Genomic DNA, 24,760 nt, shown 5'->3' on the forward strand with positions numbered 1-24,760 from the left:
CCGTCATGAGTGCCAATATCGCAGCCTTCCTCTATCTGGTCTCCGGCGTCCTGTTCATCATGGCGCTGCGCGGCCTGTCGCATCCGACCACTTCGCGCCGCGGCAATATCCTCGGCATGGTCGGCATGGGCATCGCCATCGTCACGACGCTCTTGCTGGCGACGCCGTCGTTCGGGGGCTTCGTGCTGATCGTTCTCGGCCTTGCCATCGGCGGCGGGGCAGGGGCCTATATCGCCCGCTCGATCCCGATGACTTCGATGCCGCAGCTGGTGGCCGGCTTCCACTCGCTGGTCGGTCTTGCCGCCGTGCTGGTCGCAGCCTCCGCACTCTATACGCCGTCCTCCTTCGGGATCGGCGAGATCGGCTCGATCCATGCGCAGGCGCTGGTCGAAATGGCGCTCGGCGTCGCCATCGGCGCCATCACCTTTACCGGCTCGATCGTCGCCTTCCTGAAGCTCGACGGCCGTATGTCGGGCAAGCCGATCATGCTGCCCTTCCGGCATGTCATCAATATCGCGCTTCTGGCGCTCATCGTCTTCTTCATCGTCGGTCTGGCGGCGTCCGAAAGCCATTTCGACTTCTGGGCGATCGTCATTCTGGCCCTGACGCTCGGCGTTCTGCTGATCGTGCCGATCGGCGGCGCCGACATGCCGGTGGTCGTGTCGATGCTGAATTCCTATTCCGGCTGGGCGGCTGCCGGCATTGGCTTTACGCTCGGCAATCTGGCGCTGATCATCACCGGCGCGCTGGTCGGCTCGTCGGGGGCGATCCTGTCCTACATCATGTGCAAGGGCATGAACCGCTCGTTCATCTCGGTCATCCTCGGTGGTTTCGGCGGCGATGCGGCAGCGGCTGCCAGCGATGACGGCGTGAGCCGTACCGTCAAGCAGGGCTCTGCCGACGATGCCGCCTTCCTGATGATGAATGCCTCCAAGGTGATCATCGTGCCGGGTTACGGCATGGCGGTCGCCCAGGCCCAGCATGCCGTGCGCGAGCTTGCCGACAAGCTGAAGGAAAACGGCGTCGAGGTGAAATATGCCATCCATCCGGTCGCCGGCCGCATGCCCGGCCATATGAACGTGCTGCTTGCCGAAGCCAATGTGCCCTATGACGAGGTGTTCGAACTCGAGGATATCAACTCCGAATTCGCCCAGGCCGACGTGGCCTATGTCATCGGCGCCAACGACGTCACCAATCCGGCAGCCCGCGACGACAAGACCTCGCCGATCTACGGCATGCCGATCCTCGATGTTGACAAAGCCAAGACCTGCCTGTTCGTCAAGCGCTCGCTCGGTTCCGGCTATGCCGGCATCGACAACACGCTGTTCTACAAGGACGCGACCATGATGCTGCTCGGCGACGCCAAGAAAATGACCGACGATATCGTCAAGGCAATGGCGCACTGAGCGTCCACGGCACTGGCAGCCCGATACGAAAAATGCCCGCCGGTGAAGCGGGCATTTTTGCGACTGGGGGCCGGGACGGTCAGATCGCGGCCGGCGCCAGCGTCATTTTCTCGACGCCAACGGCGATGTTGAGGCCTTCCTGCACCTGAACATTGACCGGCTGCAGCATGAAGGCCTTGTCCATTCCGCCGCCGAGAACCTTGGCGCCGGCACCGGCGGCAAAGCTTGCATCGGCACCGATACCGTAATAGGCGCCGCTCAGCGGGAAGTTGGCGTCGCTGGCGCCGGTCTTGGCCAGTACGTCCCAGATCATCACGCTCTTGCCGGTCTGGCCGAGATCGACGCCGAATTTCTCGATTCTGCCGTCATAGAGCGCAGCGGGGCCGCCCGCTGCCGAGGTATAGGTGCATCTCAGCGCCTTTTGCGAGGTGACGATCATGCCGACGCCGCCTTCCGAGCCGCAGACCAGCCGGCCAAGGGTGACATAGTTGGCAGCGCCCGCAGGCACGGTCCATACGGCGGCCAGGGCGGCTGCGGCGATGATTGTGCGTTTCAGCATTGTTCTTACTCCTGTTCGGGCCGGGCGCCTGCGCGTCGTGGCGGCATACCCGTTCCCGTCATTCGGTCTTGCGCACGGATGTCCGATCGTTTCGGATATCCGCGCGCGGATGACGATCGGATAACGGTCCGCATGGCGGATGGTTCCGTTTGGCCGGGAATGGCAGGCAACAAAAAACCCGCTGCGGGAGCAGCGGGTTCGATATCATTCGGCGGCAGGTAGCGGCTTTTTCAGGCGCCGCCAGCCTTGACGCGGGCAAGGCCGGCGCGGGCCGGCTCGTATTTGGAATCGAGCGACAGTGCATGCGAATAGGACTTGGCGGCTTTCACCTTGTCGCCCCGGCGCTCATAGACCAGCGCCTGGTTGGCCCAGGATTCGGCGATCTTGCCGTTCAGGTTGATGGCGGTGTTGAAATCCGCGAATGCGTTGTCGTCGTCGTTCAGGGCGACATAGGAAATGCCGCGGCCGTTATACGGTTCTGGCGAGCTGGGCGACAGCGAGATGGCGGTGGAGAAATCCTCGATCGCCTGCGCATGCTGCTTGCGGGCCTGATAGATCAGGCCGCGATTGTGATAGGCGCGCGGATCGGTGGTGTCGAGTTCGATCGCCTTGTTGAAATCGGCAAAGGCCTGATCCAGCTGGCCGGCCTGGCGATAGAGATTGCCGCGTCCGATGAAGGCGACATCATAGCGCGAGTTGAGCTGCAGGGCGGTATTGTAGTCGCTCTGCGCAGCGCTCTGGTTGCCCATGTTGCGCTGAACAAGCGCCCGATTGGCATAGGCCTGATAGAAGCGCGGGTTGAGTTCGAGGGCCTTGTTGAAATCGGCGAGAGCCCGGCGGAATTCGCCGGCGCGGCCATAGGCCGAGCCGCGGACATTATAGCCTTCCGGGTCGCTCGGATTGGCGGCGATCACGGCCGACAGCGAGGCAATGTTCTGGTCGCTGCCCTGTGCCCGTTCGACGCGCATCATGTCGCTCGACGTATCCGCCGTCGTGCAGCCTGAAAGCATCAGCGCTCCGGCAACGGCCAGCATTGAGGCAAAGGCGAACCCGCGTGTGCTGGTGCGCCCGGTGTTGATGCTGGTGTGGTCGGAAAAATCCGCAGTCCTGGCAGTCGATGTCAAGATTGATCCCTCAATTAAGCGAAGTTTCGCGGCATGTCCCGCGCCTGAAAGCGGTAGATCGGGCCAACATGCACAGTTTCAAGTCAAGGAACACATTAAATGCACCCCTGTGGATGCTACGCTCCAAGTCTGAAGACATTGTAGCACGCTCTGCGCGCTGTTCGCACACGGCCGGGATATTCAAATCGGCCGCACAAAAACCGAAACGGGATTCAGAACACCTGTTTCAAACAGAAAAAGCGGTGGCGACCATGTCGCCCCCGCCCGATTTACGCGTCTGATGCGCTGGAAGCGCTAATCAGCGTGCTGCAGCCGCCGCAGGACGGCCGGCTGGCATGATGCCGCTTTCGCGCTGTGCACGCTTGCGCGCCAGCTTGCGAATGCGACGAACGCCTTCGGCCTTTTCGCGCGCGCGCTTCTGGGATGGCTTTTCGTAGGCCTCACGCATCTTCATTTCGCGGAAAATGCCTTCGCGCTGCATCTTCTTCTTGAGTGCGCGAAGCGCTTGATCGACGTTGTTGTCGCGGACTAGTACCTGCACGTTAATCCCGTTCCTTTGGTTTCGAGTGTTCGCCTCATGAAGTCAGGTCAACGAGGCAAAAAAATATGGTTCGCGGAGCCCGAAAGCTTTACGATTGAAAGAGCGGATACCAGATCGGTTGCTCAAAGTCCAGCCGCGAGTTGGTCTCGAGGGCTGAAAATTGCCGGAAAGCCGTGTTTCTTCCACCTCTCCCGCATGACGTCTGTTCACGCGGTGTCGTGTTGGGCCGTTATGTATAGTGTTCCAGCCGATGTGCAATGGCTTATAGGATGCCGGGGTGCTGCATGTCGCAACTCGTGCGACAAGCGCCGTCTCGCGTCGCAAAAGAAACGTTGCGGAAGCCCGGGATTTGCGATTTCTAGCGGCGACCACAGGAAATTCACCGGCCCTTTTGGGCGGGACTACGGAGTGTGAAGGCGGATGCGCAAATATTCGGTTTTTGCTGTCGCTCGCGAGGCGATGCGCGGCCACAGGGGATGGGAGGCGCAGTGGACCTCTCCCGAGCCACGCAAGGACTATGATGTCATCATCATCGGCGCCGGCGGCCATGGCCTCGGCACGGCCTATTACCTTGCCAAGGAACACGGCATCACCAATATCGCCGTGCTTGAAAAGGGCTGGCTCGGCGGCGGCAATACCGGCCGCAACACCACCATCATCCGTTCCAACTATCTCTATGACGAAAGCGCGGGGATCTACGACCACGCGCTGAAGCTCTGGGATGGCCTCAGCCAGGACCTCAACTACAACGTCATGTATTCGGCGCGCGGTGTGATGATGCTGTCGCACAACATCCATGACCAGCAGGTGTTTAAGCGCCATATCCATGCCAACCGCCTGAACGGCATCGACAATGAATGGCTGACGCCGGAGCAGGCGCAGGAATTCTGCCCGCCGCTCGATATTTCCAGGACCGCCCGCTATCCGATCAATGGTGCCGCCCTGCAGCGCCGTGGCGGCACCGCCCGTCACGATGCCGTCGCCTGGGGTTATGCCCGCGCCGCCGCCGATCGCGGCGTGCACATCATCCAGAACTGTGAGGTCACCGGCATCCGCCGCAATCCCGATGGTTCGGTTGCCGGTGTCGATACCAATCGCGGCCAGATCAATGCCAAGAAGGTCGGCGTCGTTGCCGCCGGTCATACCTCGGTGCTGATGGAAATGGCCGGCGTGCGCATGCCGCTGGTCAGCTATCCGCTGCAGGCGCTGGTCTCCGAGCCGATCAAGCCGATCTTCCCCTGCGTCGTCATGTCCAATACCGTGCACGCCTATATCTCGCAGTCCGACAAGGGCGAGCTCGTCATCGGTGCCGGCACCGACCAGTATTCGTCCTACTCGCAGACCGGCGGCCTGCAGATCATCACCCATACGCTGGATGCGATCTGCGAGCTGTTCCCGATCTTCCGCCGCATGAAGATGATGCGCTCCTGGGGTGGCATCGTCGACGTGACGCCGGACCGCTCGCCGATCCTGGCAAAGACCCCGGTTCAGGGCCTCTACGTCAACTGCGGCTGGGGCACCGGCGGCTTCAAGGCAACGCCGGGCTCGGCCAATGTCTTTGCCCATACCATCGCCAACGATGCGCCGCACAAGATCAACGCGCCGTTCACGCTGGAACGCTTCCGCTCGGGCCGCCTGATCGACGAAGCGGCCGCTGCGGCCGTTGCGCACTAAGGGGAAAACACCATGCTTCTGATCTATTGCCCCTATTGCGAGGAAGAGCGTTCCGAGCTCGAATTCCGCCAGGCCGGCGACGCCCACATCGCCCGTCCGACCAACATGACCGAGATGACGGATGAAGAATTCGAGGCGTTCTTCTTCCTGCGCGACAATTTCAAGGGCCTCACCTTCGAGCGCTGGCGGCATCTGAACGGCTGCGGCCGTTTCTTCAATGCGGCCCGCGATACCGTCAGCGACAAGTTCCTGACCACCTACAAGGCCGGTCTGCCGAAGCCGGATGTCAGCACGCTGCGTCCCGCCGCTGCCGCCCCAGTCGAAACCCATGAAGCCACGGAGTCGGACGCGAAATGAGCGGCGCCAATCGTATCCCCGGTGCAGGCCGTCTCACCCCTGCAAAAACCGCCCGTTTCTTTTTCGATGGCAAGAGCTATGCGGCCCTTGAAGGCGATACCGTTGCCTCCGCACTGCTGGCCAACGGCGTCCATCTCGTCGGCCGTTCGTTCAAGTACCATCGCCCGCGCGGCATCGTATCGGCCGGTGCGGAAGAGCCGAACGCGCTGATCGGCGTCGAGCGCGACGCCGCCCGCAAGCAGCCGAACGTGCGCGCCACCGTGCAGGACGTGTTCGACGGCATGAAGGTGATCTCGCAGAACCGCTGGCCGTCGCTTTCCTTCGACGTCGGCGCGGTCAACAACCTGTTGGCACCGTTCTTTGCCGCCGGCTTCTACTACAAGACCTTCATGTGGCCGAAGCAGGCCTGGAAGCATGTCTACGAGCCGCAGATCCGCGCGGCCGCCGGTCTCGGCGTCTCGCCGACCGAGGACGATACCGACCATTATTCCAGCCGCTACGCCCATTGCGACGTGCTGGTGATCGGTGCGGGCGTGGCCGGCCTTTCGGCGGCGCTTGCTGCTGCCAAGACCGGCGCCCGTGTCATCATCTGCGACGAGCAGCCGGAAGTCGGCGGGGCGCTGCACTATGACAAGAGCGTCACCATCGACGGTCAGGACGGCTTTGCCTGGGCTCAAGGCACGGCTGCGAAGCTCGCCAAGATGGACAACGTCACCGTGCTGCCGCGCACCACGGCGTTCGGCTACTACGCCCAGAATTTCGTCGGCCTCAACGAGCGCGTCACCGAACATCTGGCCAAGCCCGATCGCAAGCTGCCGCGCGAGCGCCTCTGGCAGGTCCGCGCCAAGCGCGTCATCATCGCCACCGGCGCCATCGAACGCCACATGGTGTTTGCCAACAACGACCGGCCCGGCATCATGCTGGCCTCGGCGGCGCGGACCTTCCTCAACCATTTCGGCGTCGCTGTCGGCAAGAAGGTCGGCGTCTATACGGCCAACGACTCGGCCTATGAAGCTGCCTTCGACCTCAAGCGCGCCGGTGTCACCATCGCTGCCATCGTCGATAGCCGAGAGCAGCCGGGCGAGGGCGTTCTGGCCGAAGCCCGGGCGCTCGGCATCGAGGTTCTGGCCGGTCACGGCGTCGTCGATACCGGCGGCAAGCTCAGGGTTTCCTCGATGTCCGTTGCCCGCAACGGCGGCGGTGCTGCCCGCAAGATCGCCATCGACGCGCTGCTGATGTCGGCCGGCTGGACGCCATCGGTGCATATGTTCTCGCAGTCGCGCGGCAAGGTCGCCTATGACAATGAGACCCAGCGCTTCCTGCCCGGCACTTACGCGCAGGATTGCCTCTCCGTCGGCGCCTGCAACGGCACCAACGACCTGCAGGCAACCATCGAGGAATCGCTGGCGGCCGGCGAGCTGATGTCGAATGCATCCGGCTTCACCGCTTCGGAAAAGCTCGCGCTTCAGGGCGCGAACGCCTTTGCCTGGACCGGCGGCATGGCCGGGAGCGCCGAAGGGGCCGGACCGGACACCACGGTCAAGGCCTTCATCGACTTCCAGAACGACGTCTGCGCCAAGGATATCCGCCTTGCCGTGCGCGAAGGCATGCACTCGATCGAGCACATCAAGCGCTTTACCACCAATGGCATGGCGACCGATCAGGGCAAGCTGTCCAACATCCATGGTCTGGCGATCGCCGCCGAAACGCTCGGCCGCGAAATCCCCAAGGTCGGTCTCACCACCTTCCGTGCGCCCTATACGCCGGTGACGTTCGGGACGCTGATCAACCATTCGCGCGGCGAACTGTTCGACCCGACCCGCAAGACGCCGATGCATGCTCTGGAAGAAGCACAGGGTGCTGTGTTCGAGGATGTCGGCCAATGGAAGCGCGCCTGGTATTATCCGCGTGCCGGCGAAGACATGCATCAGGCCGTCAACCGCGAGTGCAAGACGGTGCGCGACGTCGCCGGCATCTTCGATGCCTCGACGCTCGGCAAGATCGAGGTGGTCGGCCCGGATGCGGCGCAGTTCCTCAACCTGATCTACACCAACAGCTGGGATACGCTGAAGCCCGGCCGCTGCCGCTATGGCATCATGCTGCGCGAGGACGGCTTCGTCTATGACGACGGTGTCGTCGGCCGCATGGCGGAGGATCGTTTCCATGTGACGACGACGACCGGCGGTGCTGCCCGCGTCATGAACCATATGGAGGACTATCTCCAGACCGAGTTCCCGCATCTGAACGTCTGGCTGACCTCTGCCACCGAACAGTGGGCCGTCATCGCGGTCCAGGGTCCGAAGGCGCGCGAAATCATCGCGCCGCTGGTGGAGGGTATCGATCTGTCGAACGAAGCCTTCCCGCATATGAGCGTTCGCGAGGGCAAGGTCTGCGGCGTGCCGACCCGGTTGTTCCGCATGTCGTTCACCGGCGAGACCGGCTTCGAAGTCAACGTGCCTGCCGATTTCGGCCCGGCCGTCTGGGCTGCGATCTATGAGCGGGCGCAAGCGCTCGGCGCCTGCGCCTATGGCACCGAGGCGATGCACATCCTGCGCGCCGAGAAGGGCTATATCATCGTCGGTCAGGATACGGACGGTACCGTGACCCCGGACGATGCGTCGCTTTCCTGGGCTGTCGGCAAGAAAAAGCCGGACTTCGTCGGCATCCGCGGCCTGCGCCGTCCCGATCTGGTGGCCGATGGCCGCAAGCAGCTTGTCGGCCTTCTGACCAAGGATCCGAAGGCCGTGCTGGAGGAGGGCGCGCAGATCGTTGCCGATCCCAACCAGCCGCTGCCGATGACGATGATCGGCCATGTGACCTCGTCCTACTGGTCGGAAAACTGCGGCCGCTCGATCGCTCTGGCGCTGGTGGCCGGCGGCAAGGCGAAGATCGGCCAGACGCTCTATGTGCCGATGCCGGACAAGACGATCGCCGTCGAGGTGAGCGATATGGTGTTCTTTGACAAGGAAGGAGGCCGTATCCATGGCTGAACTGATTGGGGCTGATCTGGCAACGCGTACCCTGCCTCTCGCAGGCTTCCACGGCGGCTCCGGCGCCGCTTCGCTTTCCGTCGCCGCACCCGCAACCCGGATCTCGCTCAGGGCCAAACCCGATGCCGTGGCCGCGCTGTCCGGCGCGCTTGGCCTGTCGCTGCCGGTGAAGGCCAAGACTTCGGCCTCCGCCAATGGCCGCCATGCGCTCTGGCTTGGTCCGGACGAGTGGCTGGTGATCGACGAAAACGAGGCCGACCTGATGGCGGCGGTCGCGTCGAGCGGCGTGCTGCATTCGGCGACCGACATCTCCCACCGCAACACGGCGATCCTCGTCAAGGGCCGTGGCGCCGAAGTGGCCATCAATGGCGGCTGCCCGCAGGACCTGTCGCTGGCCGCCTTCCCGGTCGGCGCCTGCTCGCGCACCGTTCTGGCCAAGGCCGAGATCGTGCTGTTGCGCACGGGTGAAGATGCGTTCCGGGTCGAGTGCTGGCGGTCGTTTTCGCCCTATGTTTCGGCGCTTCTGAATGAGGCTGCCGAGGATGCGGGGAATTGATCGTCGTTAGCATGCGCTGATGTGATCAGCCCCTCATCCGGCCTGTCGGCCACCTTCTCCCCGTTCTGACGGGGAGAAGGACCAAGCCGCAAACTCGGTCGTCCCCTCGCCCCGCTTGCGGGGAGAGGGTTAGGGTGAGGGGCCGTGCCGCTGTCGAAGTCAACGTGCCTCAATGAGCCCCGGGCCAGCCGGTCCATTCCACCCAGCGGCCGTGAAAATCGGCGCGGCCGATCGGGTGTCTTTCGCCTGACGGCCAGATCTGCAGGCTGAGTGCGGCGCTGTGCTTCTGGTCGTCCGCCTCCATCTGCAGGCGTGCCAGAGGTGCGCTCGCCGTTGCGCGTGCTCCGGCGGCGGCAATCAGCGCATCGCCTCTTTCCTGTGAAGCCCTGGGCAGATATTGCCAGGCGATCGTATGGTAGATCACATGCACATGGCCCTCGTGGACGGGCCGAAGCCGCCGTTGCAGCCAGTCCACCGCATCGGCCTTTTCGACCGTCTGGCCGTCAGCCGTCCGGCAGCCAGCGTGCACAGCTGCGCGGTAAAGGGCGAGCCGAGACCACGGCAGGCGCTGGCCTGCTTTTCGAACGCGAGACGGACGGTCTGGTCTGTCGCGGGTTCTTCAGGCATCGTCCGGCCGGTCCTTCGGGTCGAACTGGATGATCGTCAGCCAGGTGGCGGTGAGCGCCGGTTTGCGTTCGCCCTCGATATCAACGGTGACGTCATAGGTGACCATCAGCATGCCGGCGCCGCGAAAGCGCGCCTCGGCCATGGTGAAACGGCCGCGCACTTTGGCGCCGCTTTTCACCGGCGTCATGAAGCGCACCTTGTCGAAGCCGTAGTTGATGCCCATGGTCTGCTCGCGCACGCGCGGCACGCAATTGTAGTTCATCGCCGACAAGAGCGAGAGTGACAGAAACCCGTGTGCGATCGTGCCGCCGAAGGGCGTTTCGGCGGCGGCGCGCACCGGGTCGGTATGGATGAACTGGTGGTCGTCGGTGGCATCGGCAAAACCGTCGATGGTTTTTTGCGATACGGTTATCCAGTCGGAGATCCCGATTTCCTTGCCGACCAGATCCTTGACGTCAGACAGTGAAATTTCCTGCGGCATTCTCTCTTCCGATCAAAAACATCCCCCCGTTTTCTCTATATGCCGCTCTTTTGAAAAACGGCAATCAGGCGGGCCGTATAGGCTCATAATATTTCGGCGAGGAAACTGACGCTGCGGGCGGCGATCGTGCCGCTGCCGGTATCGGCCGGGGGCAGGAGGGTTTGCCAGCGGACACCCGGCCGCACTGGCAATTGATACGGCTGCGGCGCGTGACTGCGGTTGATCACCACGGCAAGCCGGGTGCGTTTGTCCTGAACGGCGTCCCCGGTGGTCAGCAGCATCGCCAGAGTGTCGGTGGTGTCGCTCTCCCAGTCCGCGACGCCCATCGGCTGGCCGTCGAGCCGCAGCCATTCGACATCGCCGTTTCCAGTGAAGAAGGCGGTTTCGCGGAAGACATCGAAGCGCAGGCGGATCTGCGACAGGGCGGCGGTGTGGGCGATGAGCGTGTCGTCAAGCGCCGCCCAGTCGACCCAGGTGATGGCGTTGTCCTGGCAATAGGCGTTGTTGTTGCCGCGCTGGCTGCGGCCGCCTTCGTCGCCGGCCGTCAGCATGATGGTGCCACGCGTGGCAAACAGGGTCGACAGCAGGCCCATCACATCGCGGCCGCGGAAGGCCAGAATGTCCGGATCGTCCGTCGCGCCCTCGGCGCCATTGTTCCAGGACTGGTTGTCGCTGTGGCCGTCGCGATTGTCCTCGCCGTTGGCTTCGTTGTGCTTGCCGGCATAGGAGACGAGATCCATCAGCGTGAAGCCGTCATGGGCGGCGATGAAATTGACGCTGCGGGTTTGCTGGCCGCCGTTTCGGGAAAAGATATTCGACGAGCCGGCCAGCGCCGTTGCCAGAGCGCCGACGATGGGACGGTCGCCGCGCCAGGTGCGGCGCAGGTCGTCGCGGGCCCGGTCATTCCATTCGAGAAAGGGGGCCGGGAAATTGCCGAGCTGGTAGCCGCCCGGGCCGATATCCCACGGTTCGGCGATCAGGACGCGGTCCTTCAGCACCGGATCGGCCAGTATTTCGGTGAAGAGGGCGGCATCGCTGCGGAAACCGTTCGCATCGCGGCCGAGAATGGAGCCGAGATCGAAACGGAAGCCGTCGATGCCGGCGGTATTCACGAAATGGCGCAGGCTGTCGAGGATGAGCTGGCGCACGACGGGGTGGTCGCAGGCGATCGTGTTGCCGCAGCCGGTGTCGTTGATCAGTTCGCCGGGCCGGCCTTCGGCGTGGCGATAGTAGGTTTGGTTGTCGAGGCCGCGCATCGACAGCGTCGCGCCCAGCCGGTCGCTTTCGCCGGAATGGTTGAAGACCAGATCGAGGATGACGCCGATGCCTGCTTCATGCAGCGCTGCCACGGTGTCGCGCAGCTCGGCCATGCCGCCGGGCACGAGGCGCGGGTCGAGCGCCATGAAGGCGATGGGATTGTAGCCCCAGCCGTTGGTCAGCCCCAGCGGCGGCAGGTGGCGCTCGTCGATCCAGGCGGTGATCGGCATCAGCTCGACGGCGGAGACGCCGATGCGCTTCAGATGGGCGATGACGGCGGGATGGGCGAGCGCCGCGACCGTGCCGCGCAGGGGCTCCGGAATGCCCGGATGCAGCATGGTGAAGGGCCGCACGGCGATTTCGTAGATCAGGCCGCCGGTCTCAAAAAGCGGGGCTTGCGGCTGCACGGTCCGTAGCTCCGTGACGATGGCTTTCGGCACGAGATCGGCGGTGTCGTCGCCGAAGACGGACAGGCGCGGATCATGGCGGAAGGGGCGGTCGAGTTCGCGGGCATAGGGGTCGACCAGCAGTTTGGCGGGATCGAACCAGAGACCGTCATCCGGCGCATAGGCCCCCCAGGCGCGAAAGCCGTAGCGGGTGCCGGCAGGAGCCTGCGAGACGGACAGCCGGTGCCAGCCATCCGTTCCCTTCTGCATCGGCAGGCGGCGGATTTCCCGGTCGCCGGTTGCGTCGTAGAGGCAGAGTTCGATGCCGGAGGCGGAGGCGGACCAGACGGCGAATTCGGTTCCGTTCGGTGTTGGCGTGGCTCCGGGGGGAAAGATGGCGGTGGGGTCTGGCATCGGGTCACCTTGAACTGGCGGGCGGGGAGCAGTCGGGATGCGGCTTCGTACCGGATTGGTTTAACAGCGATTTGTCCCCGCTTTGGCGGATGTTGCAAGCGGTATGTTTCACCCTCCCCTCGAGGGGGCGGTGGACCTACCATCAGCCTCCCACCGGCATCGTTTTCGCGTCCCGAAGCGCCTTTACGACCTCCCGCAGCCCGCGGGTGAGATGCTTGTCGCGGCGCATGACGATGCCCAGCTTGCGCACCAGCTTCGGGCGGACCGGGCAGGCTTCCAGAAAGTCGCTCCGGTCCCGCTTCAGCGACAGTCCGGGCAGGATGGACCATCCGAGACCGGCGGCGACCAGTTCCTTGATCGCCTCGACGCTGCCGAACTCCATGGCGGGCTTGAGCCGGATGCCGCCGGCGGACATCCATTGCTCGATGCTGCGGCGGGTGTTGCCGCCTTCGTAGACGAGGAGCGTCTGCTCATTCATGAAGGCGGCGTCCGGTCCCTGCGGGGGCATCGCCGTGCCTTTGGGGGCGACGGCCATCAGTTCATCCTCGTAGAACTCCTCGACCGCAAGCGATCGTCCCGATGCCGGCAGGGTGACCACGGCGAGATCGAGCACATTCGATTCCAGATCGAGCAGGATGTCATGGGCATTGCCGATGCGAACCGTGATGTCCAGGCCGGGCATTCCGGTTTTCGCCTTGAGGATCGCCTGCGGCAGCAGGTGGATGAAGGCCGTGGCGCCGCTGCCGATGCGGACGCGGCCCGCAACGCTGCTCCGGTGCGGGATCATCGCCTCTTCGGCCCCGGCCACGTCCTGGATGATCCGTCGGGCGTGAACGAGAAGGTCGTGGCCCGCCGGGGTCGGCTGCGCGCGCCGACCGACCCGTTCGATCAGCCGGACGCCGAGGCGCTGTTCCAGCAGCTTGATCTGGAGGCTGATGGCCGGCTGGGTGAGGCCGACCTTTTCGGCGGCGGCCGTAAAGCTTCCGAGCTCGGCGACGTGAATGAAGGAGTGGAGCTGGTCGAGGCTGAGAGACACCGAAGAATTCCTTATGGAAAGCATAAAGATCATAATCTTCTTTAATATCAAAATCCAGCGCATGGTGAGGGGAGTTGAACGCGGAGATTGACCGAGATGACGATGGACTACCCCGGCGACAAACCGGAATTGCTGGCGCCGGATGCTGTCCCGTCGCGCCGGATATCCCTGAAAAGCCGCTGGCTGGCCTTGCTTTCGCAGGTGGCCCGTTATTTCGAGAAACGCAGCGGCCGGATCGCCCTTTCCGAACTCAGCGACGAGCAGCTTCAGGATATCGGCGTGACGCGCCGGGAAGCCGGCAGCGAGATCGCAAAATCATGGTTCTGGTGTTGAGACCACCGACATCAACACCTTTGCCCACGCCCGGAAGATCCGCCGTGGTTTTGCTTGTTCATTCACTTGGCCGGGGCGCTGAAAAGTGCCGAGGACAAAGTAATTTTATATGACGCCTTCCAGCGCCCCGTTCGGTGGTCGTCGGCGGCAACTCCGGTTCCTCTACGGCCGACATTCGCGTCAACCCTGTGTGCTCACAAGCACGCCCGCAGCAGCTTCAGCCTGCGGAGGGAAACCTTTTTCTGTTCGTCCACCGGATGAAGGCTTACGTCTGTCCACCATCCGGCACCGGCCCCGCCTCACTGCCACGTCTGGCAGCGTATCCATGGGCGGAACGACGTCAGGATGACACAGGTTTCAAAGGCGGGGATTTACGGGGATGATTTTTGTGTCGAGGGGCGGTTTCGTGTCCATCCGTTGTGCCGGGTTTGTCAGGCCTCTATACGTTGGAGACCGCAGCCGTGAACCGGTCTCGTCCGTTTCACAAACCGCCGAGTGAGCGCCATGTCATCCAGCACTATCGCGTCCCGCCTCAAGATTCATCGTGACGGTCCGGAATTTTCGCGGCTGGTCTGGGGCGCCTTTCGCATCGCCAACAACCGGGAAACGAGCGAGATCGCCTCGATCGCCCGCACCGTCGATACCTGCCTCGATGCAGGGATTACCACGATCGACCATGCGGATATCTATGGCGGCTACCGCGTCGAGGCGCTGTTCGGCGAGATGCTGGCCACCCGCCCGGACCTGCGCAACAGGATCGAGCTGGTGACGAAATGCGGCATCGCGCTGACCGGCCCGGCGCGTCCGGAGCATCGCGTCAAGCACTATAACAGCACGGCGGATCATATCCGCCGGTCGCTGGAGAATTCGCTGCGCAACCTGAAGGTCGATCATGTCGATCTGCTGCTTCTGCACCGGCCCGATCCCCTGCTGGACGCAGCCGAGGTGGCAGAGGTTCTGGAAGCGCTGGTTGCAGAAGGCAAGACGCGGGCCGTGGGTGTTTCGAACTATACGCCATCGCAGTTTTCGATGCTGCAATCGAAACTGACCATTCCGCTGATGGCAAACCAGATCGAGCTTTCGGTGACGCACACTGCGCCGCTCTATGATGGGACGCTGGACGCATGCGTCAATTACGGGATTGTGCCGATGGCGTGGTCGCCGCTGGGGGGCGGCCGTCTGTTTGACCGGGAGAAAGGCAATCCGCAGCTCGTCGATCTTTTGACCAGCCTTGCGGAGCACTATGGAATGCCCGGTCCGGGCACGATGGCGCTTGCCTGGCTGCTGCGCCTGCCGTCGAAGCCACTGCCGATCATCGGTTCGACCGATCCTGAACGGGTGACGGCGCTGGCGCGGGCGACGGAGATCGAATTCGATCTGCAGGACTGGTTTCAGGTTCTGGAAGTGGCAAGCGGGCGGCCGGTGCCGTAAAGGCCGACGATAGGGCTATCACCCCAGCAGTTTCACCAGCTGCCACTCACCCTGTGCGTCCTTCTCGACGCGCTTGTTGCCCCGGTAGCAGCGCAGCTTGCCGGCCTGCTTGTCCATGACGAGGCGGGTGGGGGTGGATTTGGATTTGCCGTTTTCGCCGATGGCGGCCGTCAGCGCTTCCTTGAATTTTCCGGCCTTGTAGAGGGCGACAAGTTCGTCGTCGGTCATTGTCGCGGTTCTTTCGTGGCTGGGTTTGGTTTAGGGGCAAGGCTATCGCATATGAAAAAAGTCCCCTCCCCAACCCCTCCCCACAAGGGGGAGGGGCTTGGCCTGCCGTTCTGTCCGTGGCTTAAAAACAAGCTTTTGCGGCAGGATCTCTCCCCCCTTGTGGGGGAGATGGCCGACAGGCCAGAGGGGGTCTTTCTCCATACGCCTCCCTCTAACGCATCCGGTCAGGTAATGACAGTCGGTTCGGTGCGGCCGGTGCGGGTCTTGATGCCGGCGATCTCGTCGGCGACGGCGATCAGGTCGGCAAGGGCTGCTTGCGTCTCGGTGTCGTGCCTGGAGGCATCGGGTTCGTAGCGTTCGATATAGACGCGCAGGGTTGCGCCCGAGGTGCCGGTGCCCGACAGGCGGAAGACGACGCGGGAGCCGCCTTCGAACAGGATGCGGATGCCCTGGTTGTTGCTGACCGATTTGTCGATCGGATCATTGTAGGAAAAGTCGTCGGCGGTGGCGACTTTCAGCTTGCCGAAGGTCTTGCCGGGCAGGGTGGCGAGCTGGTCGCGCAGCGCCGTCACCAGGCCGTTGGCGGCGTCCGCGTCGACCTCTTCATAGTCGTGGCGGGAATAGTAGTTGCGGCCATAGGTGGTCCAATGCTGGCGGGCGATATCCTGGACGCTTTCCATGCGCACGGCCAGAATGTTGAGCCAGAGCAGCACCGCCCAGAGGCCGTCCTTTTCGCGCACGTGGTTGGAGCCGGTGCCGGCACTTTCCTCGCCGCAGATGGTGACGAGGCCGGCATCCATCAGGTTGCCGAAGAATTTCCAGCCGGTCGGCGTCTCGTAGATGCCGATGCCGAGCTTTTCGGCGACGCGGTCGGCGGCAGCGCTGGTCGGCATCGAGCGGGCGATGCCGGCAAGGCCCTTGGAATAACCCGGGGCGAGGCTGGCATTGGCGGCCAGCATGGCCAGGCTGTCGGAGGGGGTGATGAAGATGCCCTTGCCGATGATCAGGTTGCGGTCGCCGTCGCCGTCCGAGGCCGCGCCGAAGTCCGGCGCGTCATCGCCCATCATCTCCTCATAGAGCGCGCGGGCATGGACGAGGTTGGGGTCCGGATGGTGGCCGCCGAAATCGGGCAGCGGAATGAAGTTGAGTACCGAGCCCTTGGCGGCGCCCAGCCGGTTTTCGAGGATTTCCTTGGCATAGGGGCCGGTCACCGCGCTCATGGCATCGAAGACGATGCGGAAGCCGCCGCCGATCAGGTTGCGGATCGCCGGGAAGTCGAACAGCTTTTCCATCAGTTCGGCATAGTCGGTGACCGGATCGATGACGACGACTTCCATGCCGGCGACGTTCTGGCTGCCTTCCGTATCGAGATTGATGTCGGCCACCTCGGCGATCTTGTAGGTCTCGATCGTCCTTGTGCCGGCATAGATCGCGTCGGTGACCTTTTCCGGGGCCGGGCCGCCATTGCCGATATTGTACTTGATGCCGAAATCCTCGGTCGGGCCGCCGGGATTGTGGCTGGCCGACAAGACGATGCCGCCGAAGGCCTTGTACTTGCGGATGACGTTGGAGGCGGCCGGCGTCGACAGGATGCCGCCACGGCCGACGAGCACGCGGCCGAAGCCGTTGGCCGCCGCCATCTTGATGGCGATCTGGATGACCTCGCGGTTGTAGTAGCGGCCGTCGCCGCCGATCACCAGCGTTTCGCCCCTGAAGCCTTCGAGGCTGTTGAAGATCGACTGGATGAAATTCTCGGCATAATTCGTCTGCTGGAAGACCGGCACCTTCTTGCGCAGGCCGGAGGTTCCGGGCTTCTGGTCCTTGTAGGGCGTGGTTTGAACGGTTCTGATCATGGTCTTAGCCTTTCGCAAGAAGACTGGAATAAAGATCGGCATAACGATGCGCGCTCATATCCCAGGAAACGTCTGATTTCATGCCCTGGGCCTGGAGGCGGGCCCAGAGTTTCGGTTGCCGGTAGGCGGTAAAGGCGCGGCGCAGGGCCTGGCGCAAGCTCGCAGCGGAGACTGGCGAGAACTGGAAACCGGTCGCGACCTTGGCTGACAGCGCTGCCTCGTTGGCATCGATGATCGTATCGGCAAGGCCGCCGGTATGGGCAACGATCGGCACGCAGCCGTAGCGCAGGCCGTAAAGCTGGGTGAGGCCGCAGGGCTCGAAGCGCGAGGGGATGAGGATGGCGTCGGCGCCCGCCTGCATCAGGTGCGACAGCGGCTCGTTGTAGCCGACCGCCATGCCGACCCGGCCGGGATAGCGCGCCGCGGCGGCGATGAAGGCGCTTTCCAGCGCCGGATCGCCGGAGCCGAGCACGGCCAGCTTGCCGCCATTGTGAACGATATCGTCGATCACCTCGGCCAGCACGTCCATGCCCTTTTGCCAGGTGAGCCGGCTGACGACGCAGAAGATCGGGCCGGGCGCAGTGTCGAAGCCGAAATGGGCTGACAGCGCCTTGCGGTTGGCTTCGCGTTTCTTCAGCGAAGTCGCGCTATAGGTCTCGGCGATGTGCCTGTCCGTCTGCGGGTCCCAGACATCGGTGTCGATGCCGTTGACGATGCCGGAGAGGCTGGAAAGGCGCGAGGTCAGCAGGCCCTCGAAGCCCATGCCGAATTCGGGCGTGAGGATTTCCTGGGCATAGGAGGGGCTGACGGTGGTGATGGCGCTGGCCGTCTGCAAGCCGCCCTTGAGGAAACCGACATCGCCGAAATATTCGACATAGCTCATCGAAAAGGCTTCCGGCGGCAACGCCAGTTCCGCAAAGATATCCGGGCCGAACTGACCCTGGAAGGCGATGTTGTGGATGGTCAGCACCGTGGGTACCGCATACGCGGGGCCAAAGCGCATATAGACCGGCGTCAGCGCCGCCTGCCAGTCATGGACATGGACGAGGTCCGGTTTCCAGCTCGGCAGCAGGCCGCCGGCGATCTCGGCCGCGGCCAGCGACAGGGCGGCGAAGCGGCGGAAATTGTCGGGATAGTCACGCCCCGTCGTATCGACATAGGGGCCGCCGTCGCGATCAAACAGGTGCGGCGCGTCGAGCACGAGAAGATCGAGGCCGTCGTGATCCACCGCGAGGATCGAGGCTGGAGAACCGAAGAGATTGTCGAAGCCGCCGATTACCTGCGGCTTGACGATCTTCTGCATGACCGTCGGATAACCGGGCATCAGCGTGCGCATGCGCACGCCATGCGGCTTCATCGCAAAAGGCAGGGCGCCCGCCACGTCGGCGAGACCCCCTGTCTTGATCAGCGGAAAGACTTCCGATGCGACGGACAGAACCTCCATGCTCACATGTCCAGCTTGTCGATCATCGCCTGGGTAATCAGGCAGACGCCGTTTTCCGAGCGGCGGAAACGCTTGGCATCGAATTCCGGATCTTCGCCGACGACAAGGCCTTCCGGAATGACGACGCGGCTGTCGATGATGACATTGCTCAGCTGCGTATGCCGGCCGATCCTGACGTTCGGCAGGATCACGGCGCCGTCGAGACGGGAGTAGGAATTGACCCGCACCCCGGTAAACAGCATCGAGCGGTTGAGCGAGGCGCCGGAAATGATGCAGTCGCCTGACACCAGCGAGGAGGTCGCCGAGCCGCGGCGGTTTTCGTCGTCATGGACGAATTTCGCCGGCGGCTTGATTTCGGCGAAGGTCCAGATCGGCCAGGTGCCGTCGTAGATGTCGAGTTCCGGGGTGACGTGGGTGAGGTCGATATTGGCCTGCCAGTAGGCGTCGATCGTGCCGACATCGCGCCAGTAGGCCTCGCGCTCGAAATCGGAGCGGACGCAGGACTGGTTGAAGCGGTGGGCAACGGCTTTGCCGTGCTGGACGATATAGGGGATGATGTCCTTGCCGAAGTCGCGGCTCGACGTCGGATCGGCGGCATCGCGGCGCAGCACGTCCATCAGGAACTTGGTGTGGAAGACGTAGATGCCCATCGACGCCAGCGCCATCTCCGGATTGCCGGGAATGCCCGGCGGGTCGGCCGGCTTTTCGACGAAGGCGATGATCTGGTCCTTTTCGTCGACATGCATGACGCCGAAGCCGGTGGCTTCCATGCGCGGCACCTCGAGGCAGCCGATGGTGACGTCGGCGCCACTGTCCACATGCTGCTGCAGCATGAGTTCGTAGTCCATTTTATAGATATGGTCGCCGGCCAGGATGACCATGTATTCGACGCCATGATCCTCGATGATGTCGATGTTCTGATAGACGGCGTCGGCGGTGCCTTCGTACCACTGCGTCTCGGAGACGCGCTGGGAGGCGGGCAGGATGTCGAAGCTTTCGTTTCGTTCGGGGCGGAAGAAGTTCCAGCCGTTCTGCAGGTGGCGGATCAGCGAATGCGCCTTGTACTGCGTGGCGACGCCGATGCGGCGGATACCGGAGTTCAGCGCGTTGGACAGCGCGAAGTCGATGATGCGGGCCTTGCCGCCGAAATAGACCGCGGGCTTGGCGCGACGGTCGGTCAGTTCCTTCAGGCGGCTTCCGCGGCCGCCGGCAAGGACATAGGCCATTGCGTCACGGGCGAGGGGCTGTATTCGTTTTTCCATTGATTTTCCTCCCGATAGTATGGTTCCCAGGAGCGGTACAGCCGTCCTTTGGACCAGTGTCCTCTCCAAATATTCTTCTGACGTGCCGCCCGGCCAGGCCCTGCGGCCGGCCTTGCAACGCGCTAATCCTGCTCCAGCATCAATGTCGCAAGTGGCGGCAATGTGATGGTGGCCGTTATCATGCCTGAACTGTTTTTTACCGCCTGGACGGCCCCTCCGTTGCCCTTTCCGCTGCCGCCGTAGATCTCGGCATCGCTGTTGAGGATCTCCTTCCACCGCCCCTCCACGGGCAGCGGTATGGTGTAATTCTCCCGGTAGACGGGGGTGAAGTTGCTGATCACGGCGATCATCTTTTCGCCGGGCGCCTTGCGCAGCCAAGCAAAGACCGAATTCTCGCGGTCGTCGGCGATCAGCCATTCGAAGCCGTCGCCTTCGCAGTCATGGGCGTGAAGTGCCGCCTTGTTGCGGTAGGTGCCGTTCAAGTCACGCACCAACCGGCGCATGCCCTCGTGCATCGGGTATTCGAGCAGGTTCCAGTCGAGCGAACGGTCTTCCGCCCATTCCTGCCACTGGGCGAATTCCTGGCCCATGAACAGCAGCTTCTTGCCGGGGTAGCCCCACATGAATCCATAGTAGGCGCGCAGATTGGCGAATTTCTGCCAGTCGTCTCCGGCCATCTTGGCGATCAGCGAACCCTTGCCGTGCACCACCTCGTCGTGGGAAAGCGGCAGCACGAAATTCTCGCTGAAGGCATAGAGCAGGCCGAAGGTCAGGTCGTTGTGGTGGTGCTTGCGGTGGATCGGCTCGCGCTGCAGATATTGCAGCGTGTCGTGCATGAAGCCCATGTTCCACTTGAAGCCGAAGCCCAGTCCGCCGGCATGAACCGGGGCGGAGACTTTCGGCCAGGAGGTGGATTCCTCGGCGATGGTGATGATGCCGGGATGGCTGCCATAGACTTCCTTGTTCATGGTCTGCAGGAAGCGGACCGTGTCGAGGTTTTCGTTGCCGCCATACTCGTTCGGCACCCATTCGCCGTGCTTGCGGGAATAGTCGAGATAGAGCATCGAGGCGACCGCATCGACGCGCAGGCCATCGAGGTGGAATTTCTCCGCCCAGTAGAGCGCATTGTTGACGAGGTAGGAAAACACCTCGGCGCGGCCGAAATTGTAGATCGCGGTGTTCCAGTCGGGGTGATAGCCTTGGCGCGGATCCTCGTGCTCGTAAAGGGCGGTGCCGTCGAACCAGCGCAGGCCATGCGCATCGGTCGGGAAATGCGCTGGAACCCAATCCAGAATGACGCCGACGCCGACCTTGTGGGCACCGTTGACGAAGCGGGCAAAACCTTCCGGCTCGCCGAAGCGGGCGGTCGGCGCATAAAGGCCGGTGGTCTGGTATCCCCAGGACGGATCGTAGGGATATTCGGTGACCGGCAGGAACTCGATATGGGTAAAGCCCATGTCGACGCAGTAAGGGATCAGCCGTTCGGCCATCTCGTCCCAGGTCAGCATGTCGCCATTGTCGCGGCGCTGCCAGGAAGCGGCATGGACTTCATAGATCGAGATCGGCTGGCGGCGCGCATCGACGCTTGCCCAATGGGCCCGGTGCGCCTCGTCCTGCCAGACCTGCGCGATCTCGCCCGTCGTCACCGACGCATTCTTCGGGCGCAGTTCCGAGCGGCGGGCAAAGGGATCGGCCTTCAGCGGCAGCAGTTCGCCGTTCTTGCCGACAACCTCGTATTTGTAGATGGCGCCGGACTGGACATCGGGCACGAAGATTTCCCAGATGCCGGTGTCCTGACGCAGCCGCATGACATGCCGGCGGCCATCCCATTCGTTGAAATCGCCGACGACCGAGACGCGCCGCGCATTGGGCGCCCAGACGGCGAAGTGAAATCCGTCGGAGCCGTCGTGCCTGATCGGATGCGCGCCCATCTTGTCGAACAGCCGCAGATGCGAGCCTTCGCGGATGTAATAGTCGTCCATCGGCCCGAGCACGGGACCGAAGCTGTAGGGATCGGTGACGGTCCACTCGCCGCCGGGATTGCGGGCGCGGTAGCGGACCGGCTGGGTCTTCTTGACGGCAACCGGGCCTTCGAAGAAGCCGGCATCGTCGCGCCGGGCAAGCGCGCCGATATCCTTGCCGGCCAGTGTCTCGACGCTCACCGTCTCGGCGCCGGGGATGAAACAGCGGGCAACGAAGTCCTTGCCGGCCGGATGGACGCCGAGGGCTGCGAACGGATTGCTATGCGTGCCAGCGAGGATCGCCGCTATCTCTTCCGTCGACAGGCTGGCTGGCGGGACGGCAGGCGTGGCGTCTTTTGGCACTATTGTCATCCAGCTCTCCAGATTTCCCCGGCATATTGCCGGATTGTACGGTCGGAGGAAAACCAGCCCATGCGCGCGGTGTTGCGGATGGTCTTGGAATACCAGCTGGCCGTATCGGTCCAGATGGCGTCCACCTCGCGCTGCGCCGTGGCATAGGCATCGAAATCGGCCGCCACCATGAACCAGTCGTGATTGTAGATGCCATCGATCAGGCCGGTGAAGCGGTTGCGGTCATCCGGCGAGAAGACGCCGGAGGAAATCGCAAACAGCGCCTGCGACAGCTCGCGCGACTGCTCGATGATGGCGCGGGGGTTGTGACCCTCGGCGCGCACCTTGGAGACTTCGTCCGCCGTCATTCCGAAAATCTTGATGTTGTCCGCACCGACCCAGTCCCGCATTTCGACGTTGGCGCCATCCAGCGTTCCGATGGTCAGCGCCCCGTTCAACGCGAATTTCATGTTGCCGGTTCCCGACGCTTCCATGCCGGCCGTCGAAATCTGCTCCGAAAGGTCTGCCGCCGGGACCATGATCTCGGCCAGCGAGACGTTGTAGTTGGGAATGAAGACGATCTTCAGAAGGCCGCGCACCGACGGGTCGTTGTTGATGACCTTGGCGACATCATTGGCAAGCTTGATGATCAGCTTGGCATTGTGATAGCTCGGCGCCGCCTTGCCGGCGAACAGCTTGACCCGCGGCACCCAGTCGAGTTCGGGATGCGAGCGGATCTGGTCGTAGAGCGAAATCGCCTCGACGATGTTGAGCAGTTGGCGCTTGTATTCGTGGATGCGCTTGATCTGGATATCGAACATCGCTGACGGATCGAGCCGGATGCCCATGCGGCTCTGGACCAGTTGGGCGAGCTTGACCTTGTTGGACCGCTTGATCCTTGCGAACTGCTCCTGAAAGTCGGGCTTGTCGGCAAAGGCGTCGAGGGCCTGCAGGGCTTCGGTATTGTCCATGAATTCATCGCCGATGGCGCCGCGGATCAGCGTCACCAGGTCGGGATTGCACTGCATCAGCCAGCGGCGCGGGGTAATGCCGTTGGTCTTGTTGTTGATGCGTGTCGGGTAGAGCCGATGGAGATCGGCAAAGACCGTTTCCTTCATTAGCTCGGTATGAAGGGCGGAAACGCCGTTGATAGAGTGCGAGCCGACAAAGGCGAGATTGCCCATGCGCACGCGGCGGTCGCCGCTCTCGTCGATCAGCGAGATATTGCGGACCTCCTGGTCGCTATGGCTCTTCTGCTTGCGCGCCTCCAGCAGGATCTTGGCGTTGATCGCGTAGACGATCTGCATGTGGCGCGGCAACAGGCGCTCGAATAGCGGCACCGGCCAGGTTTCCAGCGCTTCCGGCAGAAGCGTGTGGTTGGTGTAGGAGAAGGTGTGGCGGGCGATATCCCAGGCGGCTTCGAAATCCATGCCGTGCACGTCGGTCAAAAGGCGGACGAGTTCGGCGACGGAGACGGCCGGATGGGTGTCGTTGAGCTGGATGGCGACCTTGTCGGCGAGCGAGGTGAAATCCGGATATTGCTGCAGATGGCGGCGCAGGATGTCCTGAAGCGAGGCGGAGGAGAAGAAGAACTCCTGGCGCAGGCGCAGTTCCTGGCCGGCAGGCGTGGCGTCGGCCGGATAGAGGACGCGGGCGAGACTTTCCGCCTTGTTGCTTTCGCGCAGCGCGCCGATGTGGTCGCCGGCATTGAAGGCGTCGAGCAGGATCGGATCGATCGGATGGGCGGTCCACAGGCGCAGGGTGTTGACGCGCTTGGCACGCCAGCCGACCACCGGCGTATCGCAGGCCGTGGCGATGACGCGCTCGGCCGGTTTCCAGACGTAGCGGGTCACTTCCTCGTCGACATTGACGGTTTCGACCGAGCCGCCGAAACCGATTTCGTAGGAGCTTTCGCGGCGCTCGAATTCCCAGGGGTTGCCGTGGGCAAGCCAGGTTTCCGGCAGCTCCACCTGCCAGCCATCGGCCATCTGCTGGCGGAAGAGGCCGTGCACGTAGCGGATGCCATAGCCATAGGCCGGGATATCGACGGTCGCCATCGATTCCATGAAACAGGCAGCCAGACGGCCGAGACCGCCGTTGCCGAGCGCTGCATCCGGCTCAAGGGCGGCGATGACATCGATATCGACGCCGAAGGAGGCAAGCGCCTCGCGCAGTTCGTCCATCAGGCCGATATTGGTGACGGCATCGCGCATCAGGCGGCCGATCAGGAATTCGAGCGAGAGGTAATAGACCCGCTTGGCATCGGTGGCGTAGGCCTTGCGGGTCGATTCCATCCATTTGTCGGTGATGCGGTCGCGCACGACGAGGATCGCGGCCGTCAGCCAGTCGTGGGGCTTGGCGACTTTCGGGTCCTTGCCGATGCGGTAGGTGAGGCGTTCGATGATTTCCTGGGCGAGAACTCCAGCGTTCGATTCGCGGGGCGCGGCGCTGGGAATTTTTTCGTTGGACAAACGATCGATCATGGAAAA

The 24,760-nt window shown here is 63.1% G+C and carries 20 protein-coding genes and 1 pseudogene; 7 read left to right on the plus strand and 14 right to left on the minus strand.

The window, feature by feature from the left end; genetic code table 11:
• Positions 1-5: 5 nt before the first annotated feature.
• On the plus strand, positions 6-1,406 hold the full coding sequence (locus ADU59_RS11835) for an NAD(P)(+) transhydrogenase (Re/Si-specific) subunit beta (protein WP_068954326.1): 1,401 nt from the start codon (positions 6-8) through the stop codon (positions 1,404-1,406).
• Positions 1,407-1,485: 79 nt separating this feature from the next.
• On the opposite strand, the gene ADU59_RS11840 is transcribed toward ADU59_RS11835, so the two are convergent.
• The 3 genes from ADU59_RS11840 to rpsU form a co-directional block, all read right to left on the minus strand.
• The gene (locus ADU59_RS11840) at positions 1,486-1,965 is read right to left on the minus strand and encodes a DUF992 domain-containing protein (protein WP_068954327.1); all 480 of its coding nucleotides are present in this window, start codon (positions 1,963-1,965) and stop codon (positions 1,486-1,488) included.
• 230 nt (positions 1,966-2,195) lie between these two features.
• Positions 2,196-2,999, minus strand: a complete 804-nt coding sequence (locus ADU59_RS11845) for a tetratricopeptide repeat protein (protein ID WP_083198245.1) — start codon at positions 2,997-2,999, stop codon at positions 2,196-2,198.
• Between the two features lie 388 nt (positions 3,000-3,387).
• Entirely contained in the window at positions 3,388-3,630 is a 243-nt protein-coding gene (gene rpsU / locus ADU59_RS11850; RefSeq protein ID WP_068954329.1) for a 30S ribosomal protein S21, read from the minus strand.
• 420 nt (positions 3,631-4,050) lie between these two features.
• Here rpsU and ADU59_RS11855 point away from each other — a divergent pair, with 420 nt between their 5' ends.
• Genes ADU59_RS11855 through ADU59_RS11870 form a run of 4 tightly spaced genes read left to right on the plus strand, consistent with a single transcriptional unit; the run spans position 4,051 to position 9,207 of the window.
• Positions 4,051-5,304, plus strand: a complete 1,254-nt coding sequence (locus ADU59_RS11855) for a sarcosine oxidase subunit beta family protein (RefSeq protein WP_068954330.1) — start codon at positions 4,051-4,053, stop codon at positions 5,302-5,304.
• A 12-nt stretch (positions 5,305-5,316) separates the two neighbouring features.
• Entirely contained in the window at positions 5,317-5,661 is a 345-nt protein-coding gene (locus ADU59_RS11860; RefSeq protein ID WP_068954331.1) for a sarcosine oxidase subunit delta, read from the plus strand.
• Positions 5,658-8,651: a sarcosine oxidase subunit alpha gene (locus ADU59_RS11865; RefSeq protein ID WP_068954332.1), complete on the plus strand. Its 2,994-nt coding sequence runs from the start codon at positions 5,658-5,660 to the stop codon at positions 8,649-8,651. The genes ADU59_RS11860 and ADU59_RS11865 overlap by 4 nt, the downstream gene beginning before the upstream one ends.
• A complete protein-coding gene (locus tag ADU59_RS11870; protein ID WP_068954333.1) occupies positions 8,644-9,207 on the plus strand; it encodes a sarcosine oxidase subunit gamma in 564 nt (187 codons plus the stop codon). Before ADU59_RS11865 ends, ADU59_RS11870 begins: the two co-directional genes overlap by 8 nt.
• A 169-nt stretch (positions 9,208-9,376) precedes the next feature.
• Here the strand turns inward: ADU59_RS11870 and ADU59_RS11875 are convergent.
• From ADU59_RS11875 to ADU59_RS11890, 5 genes and pseudogenes are all read right to left on the minus strand, one after another.
• Positions 9,377-9,700 (minus strand): annotated as a pseudogene (locus ADU59_RS11875) (DUF2332 family protein); the annotation flags it as partial.
• A complete protein-coding gene (locus ADU59_RS31155) occupies positions 9,628-9,834 on the minus strand; it encodes a hypothetical protein (RefSeq protein WP_244506421.1) in 207 nt (68 codons plus the stop codon). The pseudogene ADU59_RS11875 and the gene ADU59_RS31155, both read right to left, overlap by 73 nt.
• A complete protein-coding gene (locus ADU59_RS11880; protein ID WP_068954334.1) occupies positions 9,827-10,315 on the minus strand; it encodes a MaoC family dehydratase in 489 nt (162 codons plus the stop codon). Before ADU59_RS11880 ends, ADU59_RS31155 begins: the two co-directional genes overlap by 8 nt.
• A gap of 83 nt (positions 10,316-10,398) precedes the next feature.
• A complete protein-coding gene (gene glgX, locus ADU59_RS11885; RefSeq protein ID WP_068954335.1) occupies positions 10,399-12,372 on the minus strand; it encodes a glycogen debranching protein GlgX in 1,974 nt (657 codons plus the stop codon).
• 142 nt (positions 12,373-12,514) lie between these two features.
• Positions 12,515-13,408 (minus strand): LysR family transcriptional regulator, encoded by an 894-nt coding sequence (locus tag ADU59_RS11890; protein WP_068954539.1) that lies wholly within the window; start codon positions 13,406-13,408, stop codon positions 12,515-12,517.
• A gap of 96 nt (positions 13,409-13,504) precedes the next feature.
• Between ADU59_RS11890 and ADU59_RS11895 the strand changes: the two genes are divergently transcribed.
• Both ADU59_RS11895 and ADU59_RS11900 read left to right on the plus strand, forming a co-directional pair.
• Positions 13,505-13,741 carry a DUF1127 domain-containing protein gene (locus ADU59_RS11895; protein ID WP_068954336.1) on the plus strand — a complete coding sequence of 79 codons (237 nt, stop codon included), beginning with the start codon at positions 13,505-13,507 and terminating at the stop codon, positions 13,739-13,741.
• Between the two features lie 504 nt (positions 13,742-14,245).
• Entirely contained in the window at positions 14,246-15,172 is a 927-nt protein-coding gene (locus ADU59_RS11900; protein WP_068954337.1) for an aldo/keto reductase, read from the plus strand.
• 18 nt (positions 15,173-15,190) lie between these two features.
• Here the strand turns inward: ADU59_RS11900 and ADU59_RS11905 are convergent, their stop codons facing one another.
• The 6 genes from ADU59_RS11905 to ADU59_RS11930 all read right to left on the minus strand — a co-directional run bounded on the left by ADU59_RS11905 (position 15,191) and on the right by ADU59_RS11930 (position 24,754).
• Positions 15,191-15,400, minus strand: a complete 210-nt coding sequence (locus ADU59_RS11905; RefSeq protein ID WP_068954338.1) for a hypothetical protein — start codon at positions 15,398-15,400, stop codon at positions 15,191-15,193.
• A gap of 224 nt (positions 15,401-15,624) precedes the next feature.
• On the minus strand, positions 15,625-17,253 hold the full coding sequence (locus ADU59_RS11910; protein WP_068954339.1) for an alpha-D-glucose phosphate-specific phosphoglucomutase: 1,629 nt from the start codon (positions 17,251-17,253) through the stop codon (positions 15,625-15,627).
• Positions 17,254-17,257: 4 nt separating this feature from the next.
• Positions 17,258-18,697, minus strand: coding sequence for a glycogen synthase GlgA (gene glgA / locus ADU59_RS11915; RefSeq protein ID WP_068954340.1), 1,440 nt, complete (start codon positions 18,695-18,697; stop codon positions 17,258-17,260).
• 2 nt (positions 18,698-18,699) lie between these two features.
• Complete coding sequence (gene glgC / locus ADU59_RS11920; protein WP_068954341.1) at positions 18,700-19,959, minus strand: glucose-1-phosphate adenylyltransferase; 1,260 nt, start codon at positions 19,957-19,959, stop codon at positions 18,700-18,702.
• A gap of 122 nt (positions 19,960-20,081) precedes the next feature.
• Entirely contained in the window at positions 20,082-22,292 is a 2,211-nt protein-coding gene (glgB, locus tag ADU59_RS11925) for a 1,4-alpha-glucan branching protein GlgB (protein WP_068954342.1), read from the minus strand.
• The gene (locus ADU59_RS11930) at positions 22,289-24,754 is read right to left on the minus strand and encodes a glycogen/starch/alpha-glucan phosphorylase (protein WP_099050806.1); all 2,466 of its coding nucleotides are present in this window, start codon (positions 24,752-24,754) and stop codon (positions 22,289-22,291) included. Before ADU59_RS11930 ends, glgB begins: the two co-directional genes overlap by 4 nt.
• Between the last annotated feature and the right edge of the window lie 6 nt (positions 24,755-24,760).

Source organism: Pararhizobium polonicum (genome assembly GCF_001687365.1).
Taxonomy (GTDB): Bacteria; Pseudomonadota; Alphaproteobacteria; order Rhizobiales; family Rhizobiaceae; genus Pararhizobium; species Pararhizobium polonicum.